General features: G+C 43.7%; 15 protein-coding genes. 4 read left to right on the plus strand and 11 right to left on the minus strand.

Features of this window, described 5'->3' with window-relative positions; translation table 11 throughout:
• Positions 1–6: 6 nt before the first annotated feature.
• Genes ACHZBG_RS05285 through ACHZBG_RS05295 form a run of 3 tightly spaced genes read right to left on the minus strand, consistent with a single transcriptional unit; the run spans position 7 to position 1,709 of the window.
• Positions 7–168 carry a hypothetical protein gene (locus ACHZBG_RS05285; RefSeq protein ID WP_320128406.1) on the minus strand — a complete coding sequence of 54 codons (162 nt, stop codon included), beginning with the start codon at positions 166–168 and terminating at the stop codon, positions 7–9.
• The gene (locus ACHZBG_RS05290; RefSeq protein WP_320128407.1) at positions 165–506 is read right to left on the minus strand and encodes a TRAP transporter small permease subunit; all 342 of its coding nucleotides are present in this window, start codon (positions 504–506) and stop codon (positions 165–167) included. Before ACHZBG_RS05290 ends, ACHZBG_RS05285 begins: the two co-directional genes overlap by 4 nt.
• Before the next feature lie 60 nt (positions 507–566).
• Positions 567–1,709, minus strand: a complete 1,143-nt coding sequence (locus ACHZBG_RS05295) for a DctP family TRAP transporter solute-binding subunit (RefSeq protein WP_320128408.1) — start codon at positions 1,707–1,709, stop codon at positions 567–569.
• 208 nt (positions 1,710–1,917) lie between these two features.
• Here ACHZBG_RS05295 and ACHZBG_RS05300 point away from each other — a divergent pair, with 208 nt between their 5' ends.
• The 3 genes from ACHZBG_RS05300 to ACHZBG_RS05310 all read left to right on the plus strand — a co-directional run bounded on the left by ACHZBG_RS05300 (position 1,918) and on the right by ACHZBG_RS05310 (position 4,586).
• A complete protein-coding gene (locus ACHZBG_RS05300; protein WP_320128409.1) occupies positions 1,918–2,637 on the plus strand; it encodes a FadR/GntR family transcriptional regulator in 720 nt (239 codons plus the stop codon).
• Between the two features lie 225 nt (positions 2,638–2,862).
• On the plus strand, positions 2,863–3,792 hold the full coding sequence (locus ACHZBG_RS05305) for a TIGR02452 family protein (protein WP_320128410.1): 930 nt from the start codon (positions 2,863–2,865) through the stop codon (positions 3,790–3,792).
• Positions 3,792–4,586: a GNAT family N-acetyltransferase gene (locus tag ACHZBG_RS05310; protein WP_320128411.1), complete on the plus strand. Its 795-nt coding sequence runs from the start codon at positions 3,792–3,794 to the stop codon at positions 4,584–4,586. Before ACHZBG_RS05305 ends, ACHZBG_RS05310 begins: the two co-directional genes overlap by 1 nt.
• Positions 4,587–4,897: 311 nt before the next feature.
• Here ACHZBG_RS05310 and ACHZBG_RS05315 read toward each other — a convergent pair whose 3' ends face one another.
• The 6 genes from ACHZBG_RS05315 to ACHZBG_RS05340 all read right to left on the minus strand — a co-directional run bounded on the left by ACHZBG_RS05315 (position 4,898) and on the right by ACHZBG_RS05340 (position 11,588).
• Positions 4,898–5,524 (minus strand): PHP domain-containing protein, encoded by a 627-nt coding sequence (locus tag ACHZBG_RS05315; protein ID WP_320128412.1) that lies wholly within the window; start codon positions 5,522–5,524, stop codon positions 4,898–4,900.
• Positions 5,525–5,531: 7 nt separating this feature from the next.
• A complete protein-coding gene (locus ACHZBG_RS05320; protein ID WP_320128413.1) occupies positions 5,532–6,590 on the minus strand; it encodes an ABC transporter ATP-binding protein in 1,059 nt (352 codons plus the stop codon).
• Complete coding sequence (locus ACHZBG_RS05325) at positions 6,587–8,239, minus strand: iron ABC transporter permease (protein WP_320128414.1); 1,653 nt, start codon at positions 8,237–8,239, stop codon at positions 6,587–6,589. The genes ACHZBG_RS05320 and ACHZBG_RS05325 overlap by 4 nt, the downstream gene beginning before the upstream one ends.
• Entirely contained in the window at positions 8,236–9,315 is a 1,080-nt protein-coding gene (locus tag ACHZBG_RS05330; protein ID WP_320128415.1) for an ABC transporter substrate-binding protein, read from the minus strand. The genes ACHZBG_RS05325 and ACHZBG_RS05330 overlap by 4 nt, the downstream gene beginning before the upstream one ends.
• 476 nt (positions 9,316–9,791) lie before the next feature.
• Positions 9,792–10,178: a VOC family protein gene (locus ACHZBG_RS05335; RefSeq protein WP_320128416.1), complete on the minus strand. Its 387-nt coding sequence runs from the start codon at positions 10,176–10,178 to the stop codon at positions 9,792–9,794.
• Positions 10,179–10,190: 12 nt separating this feature from the next.
• Positions 10,191–11,588, minus strand: coding sequence for an FGGY family carbohydrate kinase (locus tag ACHZBG_RS05340; protein ID WP_320128417.1), 1,398 nt, complete (start codon positions 11,586–11,588; stop codon positions 10,191–10,193).
• A gap of 109 nt (positions 11,589–11,697) precedes the next feature.
• On the opposite strand from ACHZBG_RS05340, the gene ACHZBG_RS05345 reads away from it, so the two are divergent.
• On the plus strand, positions 11,698–12,561 hold the full coding sequence (locus ACHZBG_RS05345; RefSeq protein ID WP_320128418.1) for an AraC family transcriptional regulator: 864 nt from the start codon (positions 11,698–11,700) through the stop codon (positions 12,559–12,561).
• Positions 12,562–12,647: 86 nt separating this feature from the next.
• Here the strand turns inward: ACHZBG_RS05345 and ACHZBG_RS05350 are convergent, their stop codons facing one another.
• A complete protein-coding gene (locus ACHZBG_RS05350) occupies positions 12,648–13,802 on the minus strand; it encodes an iron-containing alcohol dehydrogenase (protein ID WP_320128419.1) in 1,155 nt (384 codons plus the stop codon).
• A gap of 774 nt (positions 13,803–14,576) precedes the next feature.
• Positions 14,577–16,175 carry a SulP family inorganic anion transporter gene (locus ACHZBG_RS05355; RefSeq protein ID WP_320128420.1) on the minus strand — a complete coding sequence of 533 codons (1,599 nt, stop codon included), beginning with the start codon at positions 16,173–16,175 and terminating at the stop codon, positions 14,577–14,579.
• Positions 16,176–16,361: the final 186 nt, after the last annotated feature.

The following is a 16,361-nucleotide window of genomic DNA, read 5'->3' on the forward strand; positions in this document are numbered from 1 at the left end:
TTTCCTTTAAATCCCAATTGTTATATCGGATATTCGCTCGGCACCGAAGATGGTACTGAAGCCCCATACCAGATGAAAGAACATCATGAAGAAACTCATCGGCAGTAACAGTTTCACATATTTGAGTGAAATCGGAATAATATCCCCCTTGATTCTCGTAGCCTTCAAGGCGGCTTCCCCGCTGTTAAAAAGAAATAAATGACGATGACCATGCAAACGAGATAGGCAAATCCAACCACTATCTTTGCACTTTTGACAGGCAAGGCATTTACCAGGATATTCACCCCGATATGTTGCCTATTTCGCAAGGCCGCACTTGCCCCTACGTAGCAAAGGCTGATAAGCCCCCACCTGGCAAGTTCTTCAGTCCAGGAAAGCCGAAGACCAGTAAACCTACAGACAACACCGGCACTGATCACCAGAAAAACTGCTATGAGGATCAAACAAGCCAATATCGTCGCAAATTTTCCAAATGCCCGACTAATTTTACCAAGAATCGCAATCACGGCTTCCCCCTTTGGAATAGGAACGACCGCCACCAAGAGGCAACGGTCGCTCTATACGATCTAGTAACCGAATCGGGTTTCTGACTTCTTGACTTCAGCCAAGAACTTATCGACTACATCATTTCCAACTTCACCCCTAAGCCAATCATAGGTAGGAGCTGCTGCTTTCTTGAAAGCATCCAGTTCCTCTGTTGTGGGAACATATACTTCCATCGTGGATTTGACAGATTCAAAGTCAAGGACACGGGAAGCAAGGTCTTCGGCAGCTCTGTCAGCATTCTGTGCATGATAGGCAGCAATTTCTACGATGTGTTGGTAATCTGCCGGTAGTGAATTCCAGAAATCACTATTCATCATTACAAAGTTCTCGCTCCAGGTATGACCATCCAAAGTGATGTATTTCTGGACCTCATTCCATTTATTGGCAGCAATATTCCAGATGGGGTTTTCCTGTCCATCAACAACACCGGTTTGGCACGCAGTATAGATTTCCCCGGAAGCAAGCGGAGTTGCGGCAGCTCCCATGGCCTCAACCATCTTTACATAAATAGGACTCTGCATGACCCTGAACTTCAATCCCTTCATGTCGGCGGGAGTATGAATCGGGCGCTTGTTATTGGTAAAATGGCGAGTACCATTTTGCCCTACGGACAGCATTTTCAGACCACTCTTTTCTTCAAAGGTCTTGGCCATGTCTTGCCACATTTGGCTATTGTCAAAGAAATCCCAGGCAACTTCATCACTCTTGAACACATACGGAAGGAAGATTACCTGAAGTTCAGGCATAATGGAGGAAGCAGTACCTGTACAGGTTACCATTTCCAGCCCACCGGACATCGCCATCTCCATGGTTGCCTTGGTGTCGCCAAGAGCATTTCCCGGGAATAGATCCACGGCAATCTTTCCATTGGAATTAGCTTCAACTATGCTTTTGAATACCAGCGCATAGGCATGCTCGGGAAGAGGAAGCTTCGCGATGGATGGCCAGGTACCGGCATCGTAATACGCAAACCGAATGGTATAATCAGGCTTGACAGTACGAACCTCCTCCTTGACCGTTACCGCTGTTGCCACAGTTTTTGCAGGTGTAGCTGCAACAGTTGCTGCTTGGGTTGCCGGTTTTGCATCCTCTCTCTTGGCACAGCCAAAAAAGAGTGTTGTGGCAATAGCCAATACAGCTAAAACTACCATTGTTTTTTTCATACTTTCAAAATCTCCTTTTGTTTTTCACAACAAACTCATATTACAAGTGATATTCAAATCTGTAAAGAAATATTTTCACAATCTACTTAAATTCTTCATATAATCAATTAATATAAATAATTATATTCATTTTTATTAAAATATTACTCATTGTATATATTGCAATTTATAGGTTTAACTTGTATTATAAGTTGTGGAGATAAGAAGAGTGAAAGAAGAATCCAGAAAGAAAACAACCTCATTAAGAACTCAAATATATAGCAAGCTAAGGACTCAGATTGAAGACGGATCTTGGGAAATCGGCACAAAAATCCCTTCAGAAAAACTGCTATGCGAAGAATATGGAGTCAGCAGAATCACCATTCGTTCTGCAATACAACAGTTGGAAGCCCTTGGATTTGTACATACCCATCAGGGAGAAGGAACCACGGTAGTCCGGCATCATGCCAAAGGTTCCGTCCACTCACTCAATCCACTGAAACCTTCCGATGTACAGGAAGACATCATCAAAGTCCTGGAATATCGTATGATCGTCGAGCGAGGAACAATAGGACTTGCCGTACAGAGAATTACGGATGAGGACATAGCGCAACTCGAAGATATTTTCAACACCATGATAACAAAGCATGACGAGATTACGGCCTTCAGTAAGGCCGATTACCAGTTTCATGGAAAAATTGCTGAATTCTCAGGAAATCCCATCCTCATCCAGGCAAATCAGGCAATAGAGGAAGTATTGTCATCTACTATGCAGAGCATTGTTTCAATTCTCGGTTGTGCTCTTGGTATCAGGTATCACAGGCTTCTTATCGCTGCACTTCGAAAGCGTGACAAAGCAAGTTGCGAACAACTCATGGAAGAGCATATCCAGGCGACCATTGATGGAGTCAGGGCTTTTTTGGATGCCAACGAACTCAAGCCCTCCTGAAATTCAAGGGCAGACCATTCCTGTAATTTCCTTTTTAGTCTATACTGTGGCCAGCTTTTCATAATGAGCTTTTGCACCATTTCCAAGAAAAAAACATTCAATAAAAACTCATAGACCCAGTAATCAGAAAACCAGATTCAAGGAAATACCTTCCAGTCCTCCAGGGGGCAAGAAAATCTTGAATCAGGAACATAAGGGAAGTATCATACAAATCAGGAGCACGTAATGTGGGATGCCAAGACCTTTAAAAGACGTTTTTCCCTCGCTGTTGAAGAAGGAAACAGGGAATTGCTGGATGAACTGAGGATATCGGTATTCAAGGATACCGTTGCTTGCGTCCAGGGCGAACATTATTTCAGCGAGCACGGGAAGACTGTTCGCCTTCCCCTGGACCGGAACCTTATGAAGAATAGCATCCTGTATAGCAAAGACAGGGAAGAAATTTCTTCCGGCAATTTTATGACCAATATCTCTGTCGAGGATAGGGATTGCTTGCTTGTAGCCAGTACCTTGGGCAACAATCCTTTGGTATTGAACATGGCAGACAACACCCATCCAGGGGGAGGCGTGGAACAGGGCTCAGGGGCACAGGAGGAAAGTTTGTTCCGCTCGTCAAATTATTTTCTATCAATGTATCAATTTGATGAATCCTTTGCCCAGAAATACAATATCCAGAAATCAAAGAGCCACTACCCGCTCGACAACTCCTTCGGTTCAGTCTATTCGCCGAAAGTCACGATCTTCAGAGGTCCTGAAGAGGATGGCTATCCTCTATTGGATACTCCCTTTACGGTAAGCTTCCTCGCAGTCTCGGCTATACGACAACCAACCATTCTCGCCGATGCCAAGAAGAACTGGAAACTTGACACTCCCAGCATTGAACTGACAAAAACCAAAATCCGTACAATCTTCAAGGGAGCAATGGCAAATCACCAGGAAACACTGGTACTCTCAGCCTTTGGCTGCGGGGCATTTTGCAATCCCCCTGAGCATATGGCAGCTTTGTTTCATGAGGTTTTACGCGAAAAAACCTTCCTCCACGCTTTCAAAAGTATTGTCTTTGCCATAAAAGATGACCATAATAGCCACAAATGGTATAATCCTGAAGGAAATTACCAACCATTTGCAAAAGAATTCAAGCGAGGAAAGATTTAATGACTCCACGGAAATTGACCAATGCAGACATCCCGATGATACGTGCATACATCAAAAAGGAACGTGAAATGAACCTCTTTATCGAGGGAGATATTGAACAATACGGCCTTGAAGGACATATAGTCGAGATGTTTGCATTCTCTGATCCCTGGGATTGTATCCTGCTTAGATATTTTCAGAATTATGTTGTCTACAGCGATCATACAGACTATAAGGCAGAAGACCTTGCCTCATATCTCAAAGGTCAAACTGTCATGGTTATCAGCGGTAAGGAGCCCCTTCTGGAAAGACTTGCCCCGTATTACCCCAAAGCCAATATCCTGGGTACCTACTTATGCAGATGCGAGAATGATGCACTCCTATCGGAAATTCCCTTGGAAAATGAAATCAAAAGACTATCGGCAACCGATGCAATACCGGTTGCCAAGCTTTACCAAAAAATACAGGAATTTGCGAAACCCTTCATCGAGCACGAGGAAGACAAGATCCTGGAGCTTCAGGAAAGTCTTGGGTCAAAAGCTTTGGGATTTGGCCTGTATGACCAAGAAAAACTAATCTCTGTTGCCTACACGACGGCGAAGACACAATCAGGAGCCATGGTCGTAGGGGTAGCCACATTACCGGAATATCGAAAAAAAGGGTTGGCCACCCAGATGGTTCAAAAGCTCTGCAAGGAAAGCTTTTCCTCTGGACTCTCATTCCTTTGTCTGTTCTATGACAACCCCATTGCCGGACAGATTTACCGGAAAATCGGGTTCAAGGAGATCGGAAGATGGGGAATGATCAAGTTCTGAAGACCATTCTCCTTAATTTGGACAGATGCCAGTAGCTTGTAAAGTGTAATCTATAACTACATCCCAAGATTTCCCTATCAGAAACATAGCAAGATGCATTTGCATCTCTATGAAAGCTTCTTGGAATATAACTTGATGCCCCAGAAGTCATTGGGGCATTCTAAATCATAAAGCTACAGATTAAATAAGTGCTTATAGCCTAATTGTGGTATCTAGCCACAAGCCGTATTAAGAAATTCAATTACTGAAGGCGAAACAAGCAAATTGCAGGAATCCTCACATGGTATGCAACAGGAAATTCCCATTATTTTTTATATCGGCTCCTGATAAAGCCCAGTCTCTTCATTATAACGAACAGGTTGGTATTCTCCACTTCTCAGCGCATTGATAAGTTCTCTCTCAGAGCAAATGGATGCGAAAAACTCCGTAGCGAAACAGCCAATCTTTTCTATCCTGTGGGAATCACTTGCTCCCGTTACCGGAATTTTACAACGTCTGGCCAATTCCAAGGCATGGAGATTGTCTTTTTGAGCGGTGTTTCCGTTCCAGGCTTCCACAGCAGTCAATCCCGGGAGGGAACATATAAGATCCTTTATTCCTCTATTGTTATCACGGAAGGGGTGGGCAGCAATGGTGGCTCCTCCCGATTTGAAAAGGTGGGCGACCAATTCTTCTGCAAATAGCATTTTTTCAGGAATCTGATCCAATCCGAAACAAATGATGTCTCCTTGGTTTGTTAAGATTTCGACTCCCGAAAAGATTTTGATCTTAAACTTCCTCTCCAGCTCAGCCACATTGGAATAGTTATGAAAGACATCGTGTTCGGTGATACATATTGCATCCAGGCCGAGAGCTGCGGCCCGTTTTACCCCGTCCTCAAGAGCGATGCGACTGCAGGAAGAATACCTTTGTGTGTGAAAATGAAGATCAATTATCATAAGGAAATTATACAACAGAACGGAGAAAATGTAAGCTTTCTCGCTTCAGTTCAAGATAAACGAGGTCTCCTATAGACAATGGAGTAACATCACGTTTGTTCAGCAGGGAAACATCAAATTCGCCAAAGGGGGTATTTACTCGATATCGGCGTACACTGGATTGTATTTCTATGTCTGAGACAATCCCTGAGAGCGTTCCTTCTGCGTTCTCATCACGGGAGATTCCCAGGTCTTCAGGCCGTATAAGTACGGGAAACGTCCCTTCCTCATGGATTTCATCGAGAGGAAAATTCATTTTGAAAAGGCTGAGATTATTTTTACTGAACTCCCCAGGGAAAATGTTATTATATCCAAGAAAGCGAGCCACATATTCGCTGTCTGGTTTATAATGAAGCTCGGAAGGTAGTGCGATTTGTTCAATTTGGCCCTCTCGCATCACGACAATTCTATCAGCTATAGCCAGTGCTTCGTTTTGATCATGAGTCACGTAGATGCTGGTAATATTGGATTGTCGCAGGATGTTACGGATCTCCTTTCTCATCTGCTTTCGAAGATTCTCATCGAGATTACTCAAAGGTTCATCAAAAAGAAGAACCGCTGGTTCGATAATCATGGCACGACCTATGGCAACACGTTGCTGCTGTCCACCACTCAGTTCCGTTACGGGTCGATTTTCCAAACCTTCCAGTTTGAGGAGATGAAGAGTAGCTGCAAACTGTTCCTCCCAATTTTCTCTCTTCCGGCCTTTTACCTTCAAGCCATATTCCAGATTTTCTCTCACATTCATATGGGGAAATAGGGCATAGTTCTGAAAAATCATGACTGTTTTTCGACTTTGGGGAGGTAGATCTTCCACATTTCTTCCATCAAGGAGCAATTGGCCACTGTCGAGAGGAACCAATCCCGCAATAGATTTAAGAAGGGATGTTTTTCCACATCCTGAAGAACCGAGAATAACCAGGATCTCCCCTTCGTAAACATCAAGAGAGATACCCTTGAGAATCGGAGTATTCCCATAACTCTGATGCAGATCTTTCATAGAAAGTTTGATTTTTTTTATGCTCATACTCTCCTCTTGGTTATTATCACACTAATCAGGTAGAAAAATCCCAGCATAACAGCAGTTGCCAACGAAAGAAGCAGTGCCATAGCGGCTGCAACACCTCTTTCGCTACCTGTTATAGTCTGGAAAATGGTTTGGACAGCTACTTTATTGGATGGGAGAAGTAGAAAAATAATTGCTCCCAGAGTTGTCATGGTTGTAGAGAAAATCTTGAAAAAAGAAGTCCTGAAAGCAGGGGAAAGCAACGGCATGACAATCCCTGAAAAAATCCTATTCTCGCTTTGCCCTAGATTTCTTGCCGCCTCCTCAATATTGGGGTTTATATGCTCCATCAAGGCATAGCCAGTTCTGAGCCCGATATTCATATAACGAAAAATACAGATTATATAAATAATAATTCCAGTACCCAGGAGAATCAGTGGAGGCTGGTCTTTGAGGATGAATCGCCCGATTCCCAAAATAGGATATTTAAACGTTACAAGATAACCGATACCCAGAAGAATTCCGGGAACTGCCGCTGGAAGAGTGGCCAGCACATCCGAGACCATCGTGAATGCCCATTTCTTTCTCTTGACTATATAACTAAGAAATATACCCATACCAGAAGAAATAAGCGCTGTGAAAAATGCCAATTGGATACTATTTGCAAACGGAGATAAATCTGTATCAAATACCTTGATAAAGTGTCGTAATGTCAGTGAATAATCATACCCCCAATGCTCAGTGAAGGCCCCAATTAGGATAAATCCATATTTAAGAAGTATAAAAAGGCAGTAAAGAAAAGTAAGGGATGTCACTGAAAACTTTACAATCGGATTGTAATGGCGGTACTCGATAGTACCTCCTGATAGAGCCATGGCGTAATAAGCTTTTTTCCTGTTAATCTTCCGTTGATAGGCGAAAAGAGCAAGACAGGGAACAAGCAGAAGAATTCCCGAGACTGCAGCAGATTTCATGTCATAGAGGCCTGTTATCTGGATATAGAGATCCGAAGCCAAAGTCTGGAAAGCCCCACCGATGATCAGGGGGGTACCGAAATCTGCCATTGAAGCCAAAAAGACTAGGATGGCGGCAGAAGAAATCTCGGGATACATAGATCTGAGAGTAATATCCCAGAATATTTTCAGTTCCGAAACTCCAAGATTTCTTGCAGCTTCTTCTATTAAAGGATCGGCTTTCTCAACGGAACTGGAAATTATCAGATAAGCCATAGCTCCCATTCCCAGAAACTGCATCAGGGCTATCCCCTGCCAACCGTAAGGGCTGACATCAAGATGTAAGAGACCATGGGTAATTAGCCCTCGTCTCCCAAAAAGCATGATGAAAGAAATGCTTCCAACAAAGGGAGGATGAATAATGGATAGTAACAGAATCAAACGAAAAATTTCATGTAATCGTGAGTGGAAACGGTGAATTGTCAATGAAGCCGAAAGCCCAATGAGAACAGCGACGGGAGTAACAATCCCAGCTATGAGAAAACTGTTTCTTAAATAGGGCAGAGAACGTACTATTTGCTTTCCCATTTCCCATTTTTCCGGCAGGGGAAAAATCCCGTAGAGAAAAATCGACAAAACAGGGAAAGCAGTAAAACAAATCAGCAAAAAGGCGATAAGATAATAAATGCCCTTCAGTGGTTCACCTTTTACCATCATTTTACATATTCAGCCCATTGAGCAAGTATAGCATCTCTGTTCAGTGCATTAGTCTGGAAATCAGTGGGGAAAAGGGCAATATCCTTTATATCTTCTATTCCCTCAGGTATTTTCACATCCTTTCTTGCAACGGCAGCATTACGTGATGCAGCTGTTACCTCCATTCCACGCTTAGAAATAATCCAGTCAATAAACACTTTGGCCTCGTTTTCATGTTTGCTACCTTTGATAATAGCAACAGGTTGCGGCCACCATCCTGTTCCATCTGCAGGATAGACCAGTTTGATGTGAGGGTTGTTAATCTCCAATTCCCTGTCACCATTGCTTGCATTAATTCCAACAATAGCTTCGCCATTTATAACCATATTGGCAGGATCACTGCCTCTAGCAGTAAAGAACGGTACCTGGTTAATCAATTTTTTAAGATAAGACCAGCCCTCCTCTTCCCCTCTTGTCTGGAGTATAGCACTCACGACATTGTATGCAGTACCAGAAGAAGCAGGATTGGGCATGGAAACCTGTCCCTTTAGCCCTTCTTGAAGAAGATCATCCCAAACTCTTGGCATCTGAAGCCCTTTTTCTGCAATAAGATCTTTATTGATGACCCAGTTAACCAGAGTCAAAGATGTTCCATACCAGAAATGATTAGGGTCTTTCATATCCGCATCAAGTGATTCTCCGTTTGGCGAATCATAAGGCAGGAGAAGTCCCTTCTCAGCTGCAATAATAAAAGTATCGGCCCCGCCAGTAAACCAGAGGTCAGCTATGACAACCCCAGAATCAGCTTCATTGGTAAGTCTCTGAAGGATTTCTCCGTTTTTCATTGTAAGATGTTCAATCTTGATTCCTGTGTCTTCAGTGAAAGCATCCAGAATGGGGCGAACAGTATCGGTAACTCCATATAGGTTTAGAGTCGTTCCTGCCATATCTTTACTATAATATGGGGAGCTCCAATCCTGTCCCTGAAAAACCGATGCAACAGCAGCTTCTTCAGAACTTTCCTTTTTCCCGGAACCGCACGATACCAGAGTGACAATTATTAAGCTTAACGTCAGAATCGCTAATATTTTTTTCATGATACCACCTATTGTTTTTTAATTATTTATTTTAAACTAATTTATTTCATAAGCACAATGCTGTCAATGGCAGAGAATACTTGAGAGACAAAAGGGCTTTTCCAGTCATTTCTCAATACCAAAAAAAACAGTATAAAGCCGAGTGAAATACCGTGAATTCATCTGAAAATCCGGGAAAACAATGATATATCATGCTGCTTGCTTACAGGACATTGAACAATAAAGACGGGTTCCCTCTCTAATGGCATTGACTAAAACAACGAACAAAGGAGAACCAAGGCTATGCCTGTTGCCAGACCTGGGATAGAACGGCCTTTTCAACCGTTGCTCTTCAAGGCCTCAGTGTGTGGTTTTGTTCTTACGATAACCTTTTGTATCCAGTAGACGGGAAGATCAAGACAAAGCCGCATCCCTGATGGCAGTGAGTTCTTCGATAGATATAAACGATATCACAAAGAGAATACAACCTACCAGGCTCAAAGCATCTGGCTGAATTCCACCTTTTCCTGATTCGGCCCCAGGATAGTAAAAAACTTTACCCCGTTTGCCCAAAATGGCAAAGTCTGCATACCATCCTCGAGCTCAGTAAAGCCTTTCTCCCGTATAAGGGAATAGGCCTTGTCGATATCATTGACATCCAAGGCTATATGGTCTATTGCACCAGGAATACGAGTGGCCTTTCCGTTCTGGTAGGTCTCAATGACAATACTTCCCAATTTCAAGAATGCAACTTTCTCTGAACCATTTGTTGTCTCATAAGCAATTTCAAATCCAAGTTTCTCGTAAAATGAAAGGGTAGATTCCAAATCATTGGTAGGGATGCCAATATGTTGGATTCCACTGACAATGCTTTTCAAACTCATTACGCTTCTCCTCTATATATCTTGTGAAAATATTCTTGACTGTATATCTATCTTGGATAGATTTCCAACCCCATAGACAGCGCATCCTATCGCGGCTCCGACGGCGGCCTCCTCCCCAAACGGAGGTAGAATACAGGGACAGTTGAACTGTTTCTCTATAATACCCCTCATCAATGCATTTTTCCTTACGGCATTTCCGCTTGCAACAATATAAGCCAGTCGATCATCTGCCAATCTTGATTGCTGCAGTTCACCAACCATTCCTTCCAGAAATCCATAGGCCAACGATCCAATACGAAAATTTTTCGTATTAATACCTTTTATACTTCCGAATACGGTATTTTCTTCTCCACGTAATCCCATGAAACGAGTATCGACACACAAACCACTTTTACCTTCCTCTGCAAGGGCAAGTGCATCCAAGGTAGCATAAATCACATCATCATCAGTTTCATGACCAAAAATGGCAAGCAAGTCCTTGCAAAAGTCCTTCAGATACGCATAAGCCCAGCCGCCGCACAGACTACTGTAGACTTGCAAAAATTTTCCACCAGGCAAGGGTCGGGTCTCAATTGAATCTTTGCACATAATTACCGTTGAGGACCTTGAAAGCTGTCCACCTGTCCCGATATTTATCAGGCAAGTATTTGAGAATCCTACCGCCCCTAGGTAACTTGCCTGGTTATCCCCTATAGGAAAACAAATCACAGTCTCTTTGGGTAATCCCAGAAACAGGGCTACAGGAGCACGTATCGTACCCGCAACCGTACAAGCTTGCCCAATTCTGGGAAATAAACTCAAAGGCAATCCTAGTTCCTCGATTTGTTCATGATTCCAGTCGCTGGCTTCGAGATTATAGAGGCCAAGGCTTGCTGCACTGGTATCATCGATTCCATAGTTCCCGCATAGTTTCCCCACAATGAATGAAGCTATGGTACAAACTCTCAAATCCGTAAAATCAAACCCAGTTTTTTTTAACCCAACCAGGGAAGTCCCTCCATAGCCTTGTTGGAGATGGCAGCCGTTCGTGACGAAATGGGTATCGGCATCTTTTTCCACCCCATAACGGGCATCACGCCAAGTTATGAGATTGGAATGAGGCTTCCCTTTTGCATCGATAAGCAAGATACCATGCATCTGCCCTGTCAGGGCAAGGGAAGCAACAGATGTGAAATCCACCCCTGATTGTTTCAGTTGTACAAACAAATGCTGGGTTATTTCCCATATTTTTTCCGGGTCTTGTTCACCGTTCAAGGGATCAATGGATTTTATACCTGTAGTATTCGGTGCAGAAACAAGAGAGACCACACCCAGATTAGAAAGGTCAAAAGCCAGCAACCCAATTTTTGATGTGCCGATATCCAAGGAAAGAGAGTACATCTGCCCACCTCCATTCAAACGGTATGTCACGTATAGGCATTTGTCAAATTTACTTGCACTATTGCCAGTAAAAATTACGTTGACTACCCATTTATTTCAATTCCTTGACAAAACCCTCATAATAAAGCACGATTTTTGCATGACAAGTACTGTCTTGACAGGTAATACCTTCTTCTTTGAACCAGATCTCCAACTTAGGGTGGTAAAGAGAGATCCTGAAATACCCTACAGCCTTCATAGCCATGAATTCTACGAATTGGTATTCGTTATCGCCGGCAATGGCATTAACTTTACCCAGAGTGAGGAACAACCCATCAGGGAAGGTTCTGTCTTCTTCATATCCCCGGGAATAGAACATGGATACAAGAAAACTGAAAACCTCGTGCTCTATAATATCCTTATAGGAAAAAATCTCTTTGCCAAGAACTTTTTGGACCTCTCCGAACTTCCCGGGTTTCAATCCCTGTTTTGCAAGACCGATGGCATTCCCTTCTTGCATATCAATCCGTCCCAGCTTGCAGAGCTACTCCCTACCCTTCAGCAAATGGAACGGGAAACCGATATCCAGGAAGTAGGGACAGGAGCGAAAACCATGGCCTACTCCTGTCTGCTTATCCTCTTGGTCTCCCTTTCGCGAATCTACGATGAAGTACCCAGGGATAACAACCAGGTTGTACGCAGGCTTTCCGGAGTCATTGACTTCATGGACAGAAATAAAGACCAGGCTCTTTCAACAAAGGACCTGATAAAAGTAGCCAACATGAGTTCAAGCACCCTCAACCGATATTTTCAGCATTGCACTGCCCTATCTCCCATAGAATTTCATATTCACAAGCGGATCGCCTATGCCTGTACCTTGATTCAGGAAGGCAATCTGAGCATGTCCGAAATCTCTGAGGCAACGGGCTTTTCCGACCCAAACTATTTTTCCAGGCAATTTCGCAAGGTAATGTCCATGAGCCCCAAACAATACCAACGCATCTGGACTTCTCATCTAGGATGAAAACCAGGTTTGTCAACCAAGAAAAAACAAGGGTGTTTGCAACGTACTTGCAAACACCCTTGCTATAAAACTTTTCCGAACTAGGATTACTTTACATCCTTGCCATAATAGGCAGCTTCAAACAGCATTTTCACATCAGCTACACAAGGTTTACCAGGGTTGGTAAGTGTGCAGGGATCTTCAAAGGCATGTTCACTCATCCGGTCAAGCACTTCAAGGAACTTCTTCTCGGAGAAATCCACTTCAGTGCAATCCTTGAAACAAGTAGGAATATTCATTTCCTTGTTCAGTCTCTTGATCTCTTGTGAGAGGTCCTTGATGCCAAGGATTTTCTCTCCATAACCATATTTTCCCGTACTCTTCTTATTGTATGCAATTACATACGGAAGAAGGATGGCGTTCGCCAAGCCGTGGGTAACACCGAACTCACCACCGATCTTATGAGCCATGGAGTGGATCAATCCAAGGGAGGCATTGGTGAAGGCCATACCTGCAAGGGCAGAGGCTTCATGCATATTCTCCCTGGCAACGAGGTTCTTGGGATCCTTGTAGGCGGTCGGAAGGTTATCAAGAACCAGGCGGATGGCCTGAATTGCATACGGATCGGTAAAGGAAGTAGCGGCGGTGGAAGCCAAGGCCTCACTGGCATGGCACATGACATCCATACCGGTATTGGCGGTAATGTGGGCAGGCATGGTCATGGGCAGACTTGGATCGAGGATGGCAATATCAGGTACCATGTCAGCTGCGACAATGGGGTATTTGATATGGTTTTCCGGATCAGTGATTACCGAGAAAGCGGTAATTTCCGAGGCAGTCCCACTGGTTGAGGGAATGGCAATGAAACGGGCCTTATTGCGCAAAGGAGGCATGGAACCTGGCTCGATGATTGATTCGAAGGTAATTTCAGGGTGTTCATAGAAACACCACATGACCTTTGCCGCATCTATTGCAGAACCGCCGCCAATGGCAACAATCCAATCAGGACCGAATTCCAACATGGCCTGGGCACCACGTTTTACGGTTGCTACGGAAGGATTGGGTTCGACCCCATCAATCAAAATGCAGGAAATTCCGGCTTTCTTCAACAATGCCTCTGCAGCATCAAGAAAACCAAACTTTTTCATTGAGTGACCGCCGGTTACGATGGCAGCCTTGGTTCCGCGCAGTTCCGAAAGCTTCGATAAAGAGCCTTCACCATAATATATTGTCCTTGGAATTGAAAAACTCATGATAGCCATTCTTGACATCTCCTTCATACAGATATGCCTAAATTATATCGATAAATAAATAGCGTGTTAATACCTCTTTACAATAAAATCAAATATTTCTTATTTTTTTGTACATTAACAATAATTAGAGTTTTTTATTTTATGATATTTATAAGAAATATTTCATTTAAATAGCATTAATCAATTATTATTATTCTTATATAGTTAATAATATGATTCTTAGGATATTATACCTTCAGACAAAAAGCTTGGACAATCCCTTTTCACACAAAGCCGTAAAAGGGGAAAGACCAAGCTGATACAACAATCCTTGAATTAGGCAGGATAGAAAAACCAGCAACCCATTTCACTGAGTCGATTGATATATGCAGAACAACATCCTACAAGTAGGAAGCGGTATTCCAGGAAGGTGTGGACAATATGACATTTTACCAGAGTTGGAATACCCTAAAACAGTTGGATGTATAATTTCTAAAGGCGCTTTGAGATTGGTCAATAACTACTTGACACCTCAGAAAGGGATTCATCTGCTCGAACCGCCATGAATCCAAGGATAAATCAGGAAAGGAGAACCTATGGAATCGGCCTAGGCTTACAGAACCCCTAAGTCAAATAGTTTACAAAATTTTGTAAACTATTCATTAGAATAATACAAATTCTTGAAAACCATAGAGGTGCACAAGCAGGTAGCCTTTTCTATTTCCCACAGTTCTTTCCTGCACTATGGAACCTGAGGGTATTCAAGGCATAGTGCAGTGGCAACTGTAGATTCCCATGATTTTGTCAGGCCAAGGATTCCAAGGCAATCACCGCGCTCGAAAAGAACGATTCTTCACCCAGGTAGGAAGCAAATTCCAAACGACGGAACATGCTCATGACTCCACTTTGAACTCCGCAAAACAGGACTTGAACCTGACGTTTCCTGCAGTACTCCACGATGGAAATGAATTCCTCCACCGAACTATGATCTATACTGGGAACACCACGCAAAGAAAAGATGATTCGATTTGCTCCCTGCACGACCAAAGCCTCGATCTGCGAGGTTATTTGCTCCTGGGAACCAAAGAACAGGGAACCATCTACATATACCACTTGGGTCTTTTGATTTCCACAGGTAACCTCATTCACTTCAAGGGAAAGACGGTGGCTCTTGATGACGAACATGATCATGGAAAAGGCAATACCAACCAGAATGGCAGTAGTCAGGTCAAAGACAACAGTCGCACACAAGGTTACCAGGTACTGCGCAATGGAAGTCTTGATTTTCCTTCCAAAAATCTTGCGTATCGCAACCCATTCGTTCATTCTCCAGGAAGTAACCATCAAGACCCCACCCAAGGCAGCGAGGGGGATCCTGCCCATATAAGGACCAAGGAGAAACATTGAGGCAAGCAAACCAAGGGAATGAATAATACTTGTCAACCGGGTCTGTCCCCCACTCTTTATGCCTACACTGGTGCGAGCTATTGCAGCTGTGGCAGGAACTCCCCCGAAGAAGGGAATTATCACATTCCCCAAACCTTGGGCAAACAGCTCACGAGTGGGCTTGAGTTTCTCTCCCTTCATTTTTCCGGCAGAAGCCCCGCAAAGCAGGCTTTCCACCATTCCAAGCGTTGCAATGCCCACCGCCGGCGAAAAGTACCGAAGGGCCTTTTCCAGCGAAAGGTCTCCAAAATGCAACCGATTCTCGGAAAACAAGGTTCTTGGTATTTCCCCTACTTCCGCAACAGGCAAGTCGATTGTAAGTTGAAAAACCAGGGCTGCAATAATACCAAGCAGAGAGGCCGGGAACCGTGCATTCCATTTCTTCGGCCAGATAATCATTATTCCAATGACCAATATCGCATAGAAAAATGTACCGAGCTGAGGATGAAAACCCAAAGAACCATAGGAAACCAGACGAGACAAGGCATTATCGCCCTTGGAGACAGTACCGAACACGTTGTCCAGTTGTCCTAGGGCAATGATGACAGCTATGCCACTGGTAAATCCGGTTATAACGGGAGAAGGAATATAGGAAACCAAGGCCCCTACGCGCAAGATTGCCGCAACGATGAGAATGACACCACTGAGCATCCCTGCAAACAGGACTCCCTCGGCCCCATGCCTGGCAGCCAGTCCGGCAAGAATCGCTGCCATTGCCCCGGTTGGTCCGGAGATCTGAAAGGAAGCTCCCGAAAGGGAACCTATGACCAAACCAGCGATAATCGCGGTTATCAACCCTGATGCGGCATCCATACCGGAACTGACCCCGAAAGCCAAAGCCAAAGGCAAAGCCACTGCAGTGACTGTCAAACCTGCCAGGACATCCTTTGAGAACTTCGAGACATCATAACCGGAAAACTCTTTTGCAAGGTCAGTGAAAAACGAGGCCTTTCCCATGTAAAAAATCCATCCTTACTGTCGCTGAGCATACCTACTTTATGCTGTCTTTAACAAGTAGAAAACAATCCTTTTCGGATTGATTCTTCACATAGTCGTCGTGCATGGAAATCTTTGATGGACTCCCCTCATGAACGAAACCAATTATTGAAAAATAACCAAAAGGAACAGTAGCAACGATATCTT

Source organism: uncultured Sphaerochaeta sp. (assembly GCF_963676625.2).
Classification (GTDB): domain Bacteria; phylum Spirochaetota; class Spirochaetia; order Sphaerochaetales; family Sphaerochaetaceae; genus Sphaerochaeta.